The organism is Salmonella sp. 2020_1395 (genome assembly GCF_043848115.1).
In the GTDB taxonomy this organism is placed as follows: domain Bacteria; phylum Pseudomonadota; class Gammaproteobacteria; order Enterobacterales; family Enterobacteriaceae; genus Salmonella; species Salmonella enterica.
Window position 1 is genome coordinate 1 of record NZ_JBCMFH010000006.1, and the last position, 11,149, is coordinate 11,149.

General features: G+C 54.7%; 12 protein-coding genes and 1 other annotated feature. Of the genes, 9 read left to right on the forward strand and 3 right to left on the reverse strand.

Annotation, left to right across the window (positions count from 1 at the left end):
• The coding region (locus tag ACH0WD_RS11020) for a cytochrome c-type biogenesis protein CcmH (RefSeq protein ID WP_109183562.1) at positions 1 to 776 on the forward strand (776 nt) is incomplete at its 5' end.
• Between the two features lie 121 nt (positions 777 to 897).
• The gene (locus tag ACH0WD_RS11025) at positions 898 to 2,124 is read left to right on the forward strand and encodes a DUF3748 domain-containing protein (protein ID WP_000809939.1); all 1,227 of its coding nucleotides are present in this window, start codon (positions 898 to 900) and stop codon (positions 2,122 to 2,124) included.
• Position 2,125: 1 nt separating this feature from the next.
• On the opposite strand, the gene ACH0WD_RS11030 is transcribed toward ACH0WD_RS11025, so the two are convergent.
• Positions 2,126 to 2,458: a YceK/YidQ family lipoprotein gene (locus tag ACH0WD_RS11030; RefSeq protein WP_001581211.1), complete on the reverse strand. Its 333-nt coding sequence runs from the start codon at positions 2,456 to 2,458 to the stop codon at positions 2,126 to 2,128.
• Between the two features lie 242 nt (positions 2,459 to 2,700).
• Positions 2,701 to 2,774 (forward strand) — a sequence feature (ROSE (Repression Of Heat Shock gene Expression) occurs in the 5'-region of heat shock genes and acts as an RNA thermometer to modulate expression.).
• Between ACH0WD_RS11030 and ibpA the strand changes: the two genes are divergently transcribed.
• The 6 genes from ibpA to ACH0WD_RS11060 all read left to right on the forward strand — a co-directional run bounded on the left by ibpA (position 2,768) and on the right by ACH0WD_RS11060 (position 7,231).
• A complete protein-coding gene (ibpA, locus tag ACH0WD_RS11035; protein WP_001532742.1) occupies positions 2,768 to 3,181 on the forward strand; it encodes a small heat shock chaperone IbpA in 414 nt (137 codons plus the stop codon). (Overlaps the previous feature by 7 nt.)
• A 109-nt stretch (positions 3,182 to 3,290) precedes the next feature.
• Positions 3,291 to 3,719, forward strand: a complete 429-nt coding sequence (ibpB, locus tag ACH0WD_RS11040; RefSeq protein WP_001246919.1) for a small heat shock chaperone IbpB — start codon at positions 3,291 to 3,293, stop codon at positions 3,717 to 3,719.
• Between the two features lie 180 nt (positions 3,720 to 3,899).
• Positions 3,900 to 5,561: a putative transporter gene (locus tag ACH0WD_RS11045; RefSeq protein WP_001279781.1), complete on the forward strand. Its 1,662-nt coding sequence runs from the start codon at positions 3,900 to 3,902 to the stop codon at positions 5,559 to 5,561.
• A 443-nt stretch (positions 5,562 to 6,004) separates the two neighbouring features.
• Positions 6,005 to 6,352, forward strand: coding sequence for a YidH family protein (locus ACH0WD_RS11050; protein ID WP_000703964.1), 348 nt, complete (start codon positions 6,005 to 6,007; stop codon positions 6,350 to 6,352).
• Positions 6,342 to 6,704 carry a DUF202 domain-containing protein gene (locus tag ACH0WD_RS11055; RefSeq protein ID WP_001113454.1) on the forward strand — a complete coding sequence of 121 codons (363 nt, stop codon included), beginning with the start codon at positions 6,342 to 6,344 and terminating at the stop codon, positions 6,702 to 6,704. Before ACH0WD_RS11050 ends, ACH0WD_RS11055 begins: the two co-directional genes overlap by 11 nt.
• Positions 6,701 to 7,231 carry a radical SAM protein gene (locus tag ACH0WD_RS11060; RefSeq protein ID WP_000147837.1) on the forward strand — a complete coding sequence of 177 codons (531 nt, stop codon included), beginning with the start codon at positions 6,701 to 6,703 and terminating at the stop codon, positions 7,229 to 7,231. The genes ACH0WD_RS11055 and ACH0WD_RS11060 overlap by 4 nt, the downstream gene beginning before the upstream one ends.
• Positions 7,232 to 7,312: 81 nt before the next feature.
• Here ACH0WD_RS11060 and dsdA read toward each other — a convergent pair whose 3' ends face one another.
• Complete coding sequence (gene dsdA / locus ACH0WD_RS11065; protein ID WP_000427987.1) at positions 7,313 to 8,635, reverse strand: D-serine ammonia-lyase; 1,323 nt, start codon at positions 8,633 to 8,635, stop codon at positions 7,313 to 7,315.
• A gap of 17 nt (positions 8,636 to 8,652) precedes the next feature.
• A complete protein-coding gene (gene dsdX / locus ACH0WD_RS11070) occupies positions 8,653 to 9,990 on the reverse strand; it encodes a D-serine transporter DsdX (protein WP_000543317.1) in 1,338 nt (445 codons plus the stop codon).
• Between the two features lie 225 nt (positions 9,991 to 10,215).
• On the opposite strand from dsdX, the gene dsdC reads away from it, so the two are divergent.
• Positions 10,216 to 11,139, forward strand: a complete 924-nt coding sequence (gene dsdC / locus ACH0WD_RS11075; RefSeq protein WP_001541637.1) for a DNA-binding transcriptional regulator DsdC — start codon at positions 10,216 to 10,218, stop codon at positions 11,137 to 11,139.
• The last annotated feature ends 10 nt before the right edge of the window (positions 11,140 to 11,149 follow it).

Here is an 11,149-nt window from a genome sequence, read left to right on the forward strand (position 1 = left end):
GCTACGGCAACTTTGTCACCTACGACCCGCCGCTGACCCCGCTGACGGTGCTGCTGTGGGTGCTGCCGCTGGCCGCCATCGTGGCGGGCGGGTGGATAATCGTCGCCCGCACGCGCCGGCGGGTGCGTATCAGACAGGACGTCCTGGCTGATGCCATTCCGGCGGCGGGACCGCGCGCCGGGTGGGGCGTTTACGTGCCGGGCGTGGTTATGGCGCTGGTCGTGGCCGCCATCAGTTACTCACAGACCGGCAGCTATCAGCAGGTCAGGGCCTGGCAGCAGGCGACGGCACAGACGCCCGGGCTGCTGGCGCGGGCGCTGGACCCGCAGGCGCAGCCGCTGAATGAGGAGGAGATGGCGCGGCTGGCGCTGGGGCTGCGTACCCGCCTGCAGAATGATGCCGGCAATGTTGAGGGCTGGCTCATGCTGGGGCGCATTGGCATGGTACTGGGTAATGCCGGTACCGCCACCGGGGCCTATGCGAACGCCTACCGGCTGGACCCGAAAAACCGCGATGCGGCGCTGGGCTACGCGGAGGCGCTGACGCGCTCGTCCGACCCGGAGGATAACCGCCGCGGCGGGGAGCTGCTGCGTCAGCTGGTGAGAAGTGACCACACGGATATCCGGGTGTTAAGCCTGTATGCGTTCAGCGCCTTTGAGCAGCAGCGCTTTGATGAGGCGGTGGCGGCCTGGGAGATGATGCTGAAGCTGCTGCCGGCGGGTGACGCCCGGCGGGCGGTGATAGAGCGCAGTATCCGGCTGGCGCAGGAGAAATAAGACCCTGACGGCCCGGTGGCGTGGCGCCACCGGGCCTGGCTATCCCAACGATACGCTAAAGCCTGAAAGTGAAGCCCGTGTGAAGTATGATGACGAGCATCGTCTCTTATCAGGACATCCTATGAAACAAATCACCTTTACGCCGCGCCATCACCAGCTTACCAACACCAATACCTGGACACCTGACAGCCAGTGGCTGGTCTTTGATGTACGGCCTTCAGGCGCGTCATTTACGGGCAAGACTATTGAGCGTGTCAATGTGCATACCGGCGACGTGGAGGTGATTTATCGCGCCGTGCAGGGCGCGCATGTCGGCGTGGTGACGGTGCATCCTGCCGACAATCACTATGTGTTTATTCATGGCCCTGAAAACCCTGATGAGACGTGGCATTACGATTTCCACCACCGCCGGGGCGTTATTGCAACGCCGGGGGGCGTGACTAACCTCGATGCGATGGATATTACTGCGCCGTATACTCCCGGCGCGCTGCGCGGCGGCAGTCACGTCCATGTATTTAGCCCGAACGGCGAGCTGGTGAGTTTTACCTATAATGACCACGTTCTGCATGAGCGAGATCCGGCGCTGGATCTACGTAATGTCGGCGTGGCCGTGCCGTATGGGCCGGTAACGGTGCCGATTCAGCATGCGCGCGAATACAGCGGTAGCTACTGGTGCGTACTGGTTAGCCGCACGACGCCTGCGCCGAGACCTGGCAGCGATGACATTAACCGCGCCTATGAAGAGGGCTGGGTGGGCAACAGCCAGATCGCCTTTATTGGCGATACGCTGTCGCTGACGGGCAAAAAAGTCCCGGAGCTGTTTATTGTCGATTTACCGTGTCATGAAAACAGCTGGAAACAGGCAGGCGACACGCCGCTGACGGGAACCGAATCAACGATGCCATCGCCGCCGTTGGGCGTAGTTCAGCGGCGTCTTACCTTCACTCACCAGCGTGTTTATCCTGGACTCACTAACGAACCACGCCACTGGGTCCGCAGTAATCCGCAGGCGACGGCGATCGCCTTTTTGATGCGGGACGATAACGGCGTAGCGCAACTGTGGCTGATATCGCCTCAGGGAGGCGAGCCCCGGCAGTTAACGCATCATGCGACCGGCGTACAGTCAGCGTTTAACTGGCATCCGTCGGGTAAATGGCTGGGACTGGTGCTGGAAAACCGGATTGCCTGCTGCGACGCACAAAGTGGGAGGATCGACTTCTTAACCGCCAGGCACGACAACCCGCCGTCTGCGGACGCCGTCGTTTTTTCACCGGATGGGCGACACGTCGCATGGATGGAAGAGGTGAAAGGGTTCCGTCAGCTATGGGTGACGGAAACCGGGCGATAAATCAGGGAGGAGGCATCTTCGCCGGGGGGATGACGGCATTGGTCATTTTCGTCTCCTCCTCGCTTTTCTCGACGCGCGATCTTACCGAACTGTCTTTGCGGAAGATGTCCCACGGCAGAAGGATCGTATCCATCACGGCGGTAAACGGCATATCCAGGATGGCCAACGATTTGGTGCCCCAGTTTGTCTCATCGTTACCGATCATCGTAGCGCTGGCGCGCGTGCCAGGATAAGTACCCTCTTTACCGCCGGTGTGCGACATGACGCTTGAACAACCGCTTAATAAAAGCATCCCATTCCATATTATCAGCGTTAACCACACGTTTTTTATCATCACTCATTCATCTGTTGGTTGTCGTTATTTGCATGATGAGTTATAGCGATCCGTTGCTAAAAATAACATCACCAGTACGTGGCACTGTGGCGGTAATCGCACTTTAACAATCAGTGCTGTCCCAACCAGTCTATGCAATAGCCAATAAACTGCAAAAAAAAGTCGGATTAAAATACTTGAAAAGTACGTATTCAGACCCATTTATAAGACGTAGTGAATAGGAGGGCACGCCTGATGGGTGTTCTGGCAATCCTGGCCTGTCCATGATGGAAGGTCTGACATTCTCGCTGATTTCAGGAGTTTATGATTATGCGTAACTTTGATTTATCCCCGCTGTACCGTTCTGCCATTGGTTTTGACCGTCTGTTTAACCTGCTTGAAAATAACCAAAGCCAAAGTAATGGCGGCTACCCTCCGTATAACGTTGAGCTGGTAGACGAAAACCACTACCGCATCGCCATTGCCGTTGCCGGTTTCGCGGAAAGCGAACTGGAGATTACTGCCCAGGATAATTTACTGGTGGTAAAAGGCGCTCATGCGGACGAGCAGAAAGAACGTACTTACCTGTATCAGGGCATTGCCGAGCGTAACTTTGAGCGTAAGTTCCAGTTAGCGGAGAACATTCACGTTCGCGGCGCAAACCTGGTCAACGGGCTGCTGTATATCGAACTGGAGCGCGTGATTCCGGAAGCGAACAAACCGCGCCGTATCGAAATTAACTGATTCCGTCGGGTCGCGTTGCGCGGCCTGTCATCCCATGCTCGCCGTCAGGGAGCATATTCGCACGTAAAGTGTGAAGGTAAAAACTCGCTTCTTAGAAGGAGAAATGATTATGCGTAACTACGATTTATCCCCACTGCTGCGTCAATGGATCGGTTTTGACAAGCTGGCCAATGCGCTGCAAAACAGCGGCGAAAGCCAGAGCTTCCCGCCCTATAACATCGAAAAAAGCGACGATAACCATTATCGCATTACCTTAGCGTTAGCCGGTTTCCGTCAGGAAGATCTGGATATTCAACTGGAAGGCACGCGCCTGACGGTGAAAGGCACGCCGGAACAGCCGGAAAACGAGCCCAAATGGTTACATCAGGGCCTGGTCATGCAGCCTTTTAGCCTGAGCTTTACGCTGGCTGAAAATATGGAAGTTTCCGGCGCGACGTTTACCAACGGCCTGCTGCATATTGATTTAACCCGCAACGAGCCGGAAACCATTGCGCCGCAGCGTATCGCCATTAACGAACGCTCCGCATTAAATAGCTAATGAGCTCCTTGCCTTGCCCCGCCAGAGATGGCGGGGCTTTTTTGTGCCACGAAAAAGGGTAAGACGCTGCCGACGTCAGGACGGTTTTGTAACATGAGAATGTGCGCCATGCTGTATATATGCCTTAACGGTTCAGTCATAATCCCTATAAATTGAAATGTTACTCACAGGGAAGAAAAGATGAGTGATATCGCATTGACGGTCAGCGTTCTGGCGTTGGTGGCGGTTGTCGGTTTATGGATCGGCAACATTAAAGTGCGCGGTGTCGGCTTTGGTATTGGCGGCGTTCTGTTCGGCGGTATTATCGTCGGCCACTTCGTCGATCAGGCTGGGGTGACGCTGAGCGGCGATATGCTGCACTTTATCCAGGAATTCGGCCTGATCCTTTTTGTTTATACCATCGGCATACAGGTGGGGCCGGGGTTTTTCGCCTCGCTGCGTGTTTCCGGGCTGCGTCTCAATCTGTTTGCCATTCTGATTGTGATTATGGGCGGGTTGGTCACCGCGATTCTGCATAAAATTTTCGCTATTCCGCTGCCGGTGGTGCTGGGGATTTTCTCCGGCGCAGTCACCAATACGCCTGCGTTAGGGGCGGGTCAGCAAATCCTGCGCGATCTGGGAACGCCAGTGGATCTGGTGGATCAGATGGGGATGAGCTATGCGATGGCGTATCCGTTTGGCATCTGCGGTATTTTGCTCACCATGTGGCTGATGCGGCTGATTTTTCGCGTTAACGTCGAGGCGGAGGCGCAGAAGCATGAATCCTCTCTCGCTAACGGCCATTCATTAATTCAGACAATGAATATCCGTGTCGAGAATCCGAACCTCAATAATATGGCTATCCAGGATGTGCCGATCCTGAACAGCGATAAAATCATTTGCTCACGCCTGAAACGCGACGACACGCTGATGGTGCCGTCGCCGGGGACGATTATCCAGGCAGGCGACCTGCTGCACCTCGTCGGCCAATCTACCGACCTGCATAACGCGCAACTGGTGATCGGCAAGGAAGTGGACACCTCGTTGTCGACGCGTGGCACGGATTTACGCGTCGAGCGTGTGGTCGTCACCAACGAAAAAGTGCTCGGCAAACGTATCCGCGATTTGCACTTTAAAGAGCGTTATGACGTGGTTATCTCCCGCCTTAACCGCGCGGGCGTTGAGCTGGTCGCCAGTAGTGACGCTAGCCTGCAGTTTGGCGACATTCTCAATCTGGTGGGGCGTCCAGCCTCGATTGATGCGGTAGCCAATGTGGTCGGCAACGCGCAGCAAAAACTCCAGCAGGTGCAGATGCTGCCGGTGTTTATCGGCATCGGATTAGGGGTTCTGCTTGGGTCAATCCCGTTGTTTGTGCCGGGATTCCCGGTCGCGTTAAAACTGGGGCTGGCCGGCGGGCCGCTGATCATGGCGCTAATTTTGGGGCGTATCGGCAGCATCGGTAAGCTGTACTGGTTTATGCCGCCGAGCGCCAACCTCGCGCTGCGTGAGTTAGGCATCGTTTTGTTTCTGGCGGTCGTTGGGCTGAAATCCGGCGGCGATTTTGTCGATACGCTGACGCAGGGCGAAGGATTAAGCTGGATTGGCTATGGTATTTTCATCACCGCTATTCCGCTGATTACCGTCGGTCTGCTGGCGCGGATTTTTGCCAAAATGAACTATCTGACGCTGTGCGGGATGCTGGCCGGTTCGATGACCGATCCGCCAGCGCTGGCATTTGCCAACAATCTTCATGCCACCAGCGGCGCGGCGGCGCTCTCTTACGCGACCGTCTATCCGTTAGTGATGTTCCTGCGTATTATCACGCCACAACTGCTGGCGGTGATTTTTTGGGGAATGGGTTAGCGCCTGATGGCGCGTTGCTTATCCGGCCTATGCACTGTGTTAAATCCAGGCTGGATAACGCGCGCCGCACCGGTCACACTTCTGCTCTTCTTCTTATCTTCTTCCTCAATGAACGCGCTAATCAGCGTAATGGCAACGAGCATAATTCCAATTTTTTTCAGTTAGTTATCAATCTTCATCGCCTTTTTTTTCGTCGCGACGGGTGGTTTTTCAGCTTTTAATTCGGCAATAATGCCTTTCCTGGCGGTGGCGTTGAAAAAGGTCGTAACTGAAATGAAAAATAGCGGCAATGAGCGTGGTTGCGCCAAAACGCATCACCAGTGAACTACAGTTATTTTGCAATAAGACTCCCTTGCTGCGGGATAATGTGAAGCATATCAGCAACAACGTGAGTGGTATTCTGAAAACGAACGGGAATACATAAGAACGTAAAAGGAGTCGTCATGAAGATTTCCCGCCTCGGAGAAGCGCCGGATTATCGCTTCTCACTGGCAAATGAGCGCACCTTTCTGGCGTGGATTCGCACCTCGCTGGGATTTCTGGCGGCAGGCGTCGGTCTTGATCAGCTCGCCCCGGATTTTGCCACGCCGGTGATCCGTGAACTGCTGGCGCTACTGTTGTGTCTGTTTGCGGGCGGCCTGGCGATTTATGGCTATCTACGCTGGTTACGTAATGAAAAAGCGATGCGTCTGAAAGAGGATTTGCCCTATACCCATAGCCTGTTGATCATCAGCGTTATTTTGATGATTGTCGCGGTGATAGTGATGGGGCTGGTACTGTATGCCGGATAGTCGTAAAGCCCGTCGGCAGAACGATCCGGGACTGCAACCGGAGCGTACGTCGCTGGCCTGGTTTCGCACGCTGCTGGGATACGGGGCGTTAATGGCATTAGCCGTCAGGCACCACTGGCATCAGGCGGGGTTCTTGTTCTGGGTGTCGATCAGCGTTCTGGCGATAGTGGCGGTGATTCTTTGGCGTTATACCCTGAGTCGTAATTTGATGGATGTCGCGCATAGCGATTTTTCCGAAACTCATGTCGTGCGTGACAAATTTTTGATCTCCCTCGCGGTGTTGTCGCTCGCAATCCTGTTTGCTGTTACCCATATTCGCCAACTTATTGCATTTATCGGGAATTTTATATGACAGGACGTCAGGACATTGTCGTGAGTGATGACCAGATTCAGGTCGTCGTAAATCGCCAGAATAGCCAGCGCCCTCAGCAACTGTACCGTAACTTACAACGGCTCGGCATTCGCAATGTCCATTTTATCCCATTGTTGGAACATGACCGGAACGGAATGTTGACCGAGGATTCATTGTGTTCAGCAGACTGGGGGCGGTTTTTAAATAGCGTATTTGATATTTGGGTACGTGAAGATATTCAGCGTATCTCGGTTCGCCTTTTTGATGAGACGCTACAGCAGTGGTGCGGCGGCAGGAGTGGCGCTGAAGCGCCGGACAAGGCGCCGCTAAGCGCTGAATGTCAGAAGTGTTCTTTATTACGATTTTGCGGCGGCGGATGCCCTGAGCATCGGGATAGCCAGGGGAAAAATCAGCTTTGCGAGGGCTACCAGACCTTTTTTAACTACTCCTCGCCGCATATGCGGGTGATGCGGGATTTACTGAAGCAGCATCGCTCGCCGGAGGAGTTGATGGCGATGCTGCGTTAACGTCACAGGCCTGATAAGCGTAGCGCCATCAGGCGATGGCGTGCCGGATGGCGCAGCCGTCTTTCCGGCACTGAGCGAGTATTAGCGTCCTTTTGCCAGGTATTGTTCCATTTCATCCTCCGGCACCATGCCGCCCCCGGTTGCCCATACCAGATGCGTCGCGTTGCCGAGCTGCGTCTGACTGAATCCATGCCTTTGCTGATACTCGGCGGCGGCGCAAATGCGCTGTGGCCCGGCCATCCCCGCCAGAGCTGATGGCTCCAGTCGAATTCCTTCCTCCTGCGCCAGCCAGCCCAGCATGTCATACATTGTTTGATCGTCTAAGGTATAAAGGCCGTCAAGCAGACGCTCCATTGCCCGACCAACAAAGCCCGAAGCGCGACCTACCGCCAGGCCGTCAGCCGCCGTCAGGTTATCAATACCGATATCTTGTACTGAGATGGCATCGTGCAGACCGGTATAAACGCCGAGTAACATGCAGGGTGAATGGGTCGGTTCGGCAAAGAAACAGTGGACGTTGTCGCCAAATGCCAGTTTCAGGCCAAAGGCGACGCCGCCAGGGCCGCCGCCAACGCCGCACGGTAGATAAACAAACAGTGGGTGGCTGGCGTCAACGACGCGTCCCTGCTGCGCGAATTGCGCTTTCAGACGCTGACCCGCTACCGCATAGCCCAGAAATAGCGTGCGAGAGTTTTCATCGTCGATAAAGAAACAGTTTGGATCGGATTGTGCTGCTTTTCGGCCCTGCTCAACCGCCACGCCGTAATCATCCTCGTATTCCACGACCGTCACGCCGTGGCTACGCAGCTTCGCTTTTTTCCAGGCGCGGGCGTCGGCAGACATATGTACCGTCACTTTAAAACCGATGCAGGCGCTCATGATACCGATCGATAGCCCCAGATTGCCGGTTGAACCGACGGCGATACTGTACTGGCTGAAGAATTGTTTAAATTCCGGCGAAAGCAACACGCTATAGTCATCGTCGGTGGTTAACAGACCCGCCTCCAGCGCCAGTTTTTCCGCGTGCGTTAGCACCTCGTAGATGCCGCCGCGCGCTTTAATGGAACCAGAGATTGCCAGGTGACTGTCTTTTTTTAACAGCATTTCACCGTCGATCGTTTGCCCATACTCTTTTTCCAGCCGCTTTTGCATGGCCGGAATAGCGACCACGTCAGATTCGATCATGCCGCCAGCGGCAGCGGTTTGCGGAAACGCTTTCGCCAGATACGGCGCAAAGCGCGCCAGACGGTCATGGGCGGCGTTTACGTCCTGCTCCGTCAGGCCGACATACGGTAGACCTTGTGCAAGAGAGGTGGCGCCCGGGTTAAACCAGGTGGTTTCTTTGAGGGCGACCAGATCCTCGACCAAAGGATACCGGGCGATGAGCTTTTGTATGTTTTCCATAGTACGTCTCTTTACGATCAGATGATAAAGGAAAGCAGGAATGTGCCAGCCAGTGCAACGACAGATGCGATAAACGTGGCCGTCGTATAGTATTTAAACGTTTCATTCAGCGTAGCGCCGCAATACTGCTTGACCAGCCAGAACAGGGAATCGGTCACGATCGTGCAGCCAATGGCGCCGGAACCAATGGCAATCGCAATGATCTCCGGGCTGACGTCAGGATAGAGCGGCAGCATGGGCGCAACAATCGCGGTGGCGCCCATCATCGCCACCGTCGCAGAGCCGACCGCCGCGTGCAGAATCAGCGCTACCAGCCATGCCAGCAGAATCGGGTGCATATGCATATTTGAGAGGATCACCGCCAGCGTGTCCGCCAGCCCGCTACTTTTGAGAATGGCGTTGAACGCGCCGCCCGCGCCGATAATCAGCAGGATGTTCGCAATGGCGCCAAAGCCGTTTTCGGTGTGGGTAAGTAGCGCGCTCATACCCATATGCTGGCGCAGACCGAGTATGTAATACGCCACAAAGACAGCGATAAACATTGCGGTGATCGGATTACCGATAAACTCCAGCAGCGTATACAACGTGCCGTCTTTCGCCATATTCAGTTCAGCGACGGTTTTCACCAGCATCAGGCCAATCGGCAGCAGAACGGTAAACAGCGTTGCGCCCAGCGATGGCAGGGTGTTTTCGGCGCGCACTTCAAGATCCGCAAACTCTGTCGGTACGGGCTTGAACGGCAGACGATTACCCAGAAACTTTAAGAACAGCGGACCGCCGACCAATGATGCCATCAGTCCGACCAGCAGACCGTAGACAATCACCGAGCCGATATCCGCCCCCAGTTTATTTGCGACAAACAGCGCAGCAGGATGCGGCGGTACCACGCAATGGACGGCCATCAGCGCGGTACACAGCGGAATGGCCAGCTTCAGCAGCGAGGTATGGGTCTTTTTAGCGATAGAAAACGCCAGTGGGATGAGCAACACGACGCCCACTTCCACGAACAACGTGATACCGCAAATCAGCCCCACCAGTACCATGATCACGTCAGCAGAGAGCCAGCGGCAGCGCTGGAGCGTAAGCCCGATGCGTTCCGCCGCGCCGGAAACCTCCATCATTTTGCCGAGGATGGTGCCAAGACCGATAACGGCGGCCAGAAAACCGAGCGTACCGCCTATTCCGTTTTCTATCGCCGTGACCATCTCCAGCGGCCCCATGCCCATCATCGCGCCGACAAAGAAACTGGCGAGCAGTAACGCCAGGAAGGGGTGGAATTTAAACTTCACGATGGTCAATACGATTAACACGATGCTGATCAGCAGCGTGCTCACTACCCAGATTTGAGCGTGCATATCTCACCTACCCTGTGATTAATCTGTTCTTATTGGACAGAAAAACAGCACCTCCTGACAAACGATATAATTTGCCATTCACATGATGTAAATTGAATCAACTATGTGATTTCCATCTAATATTGCCTTTATTTTGCGATATGGTTCATTTTACTTCATCTATGTGCGGATTTTTTCAGCGTGTTTTTTTACACTTCGGGAAATTAAAAGATGACTGAGGTTGCCATGGAACCCCTTCGCGATACCCGAAACCGCTTACTCAACGGTTGGCAGTTATCCAAACTCTATACTTTTGAAGTCGCGGCCAGACACCAGTCCTTTGCTCTGGCGGCAGATGAGCTGTCGTTAAGCCCAAGTGCGGTAAGCCATCGTATCAATCAACTGGAAGCCGAGTTGGGAATCCAGCTATTTGTCCGCTCTCACCGTAAAGTGGAGCTTACCCATGAAGGCAAACGGGTATTCTGGGCGCTGAAATCGTCGCTGGATACGTTGAATCAGGAAATTCTCGATATCAAAAATCAGGAACTGTCCGGCACGTTGACCGTGTATTCCCGTCCCTCTATCGCCCAGTGCTGGCTGGTACCTGCGCTGGGGGACTTTACCCGCCGCTATCCGTCAATTTCTCTCACTATGCTGACCGGCAACGATAACGTTAACCTACAGCGTGCCGGCATTGACCTGGCTATCTATTTTGACGATGCGCCGTCGGCGCAGCTCACGCACCATTTTTTAATGGATGAGGCGATTTTGCCCGTTTGCAGCCCGGATTACGCCCGTCGTTTCGCCTTGCAGGACAACCTGAATAACCTACGGCACTGTACGCTCTTACACGACAGACAGGCGTGGAGTAACGATTCGGGCACCGATGAGTGGCACAGTTGGGCGCAGCATTTTGCAGTAAATTTGCCGGATTCATCCGGCATTGGCTTCGATCGTTCTGATTTAGCGGTGATTGCCGCGATGAACCACATTGGCGTGGCGATGGGGCGTAAACGGCTGGTGCAAAAGCGTCTCGACAGCGGTGAACTGATTGCGCCTTTTGGTGACATGAGGCTGAAATGTCATCAGCATTATTATGTCACCACTCTGCCTGGCAGGCAGTGGCCGAAAATCGAGGCATTTATTCGCTGGTTGCAGGAACAGGTGTGAAGATTTATTA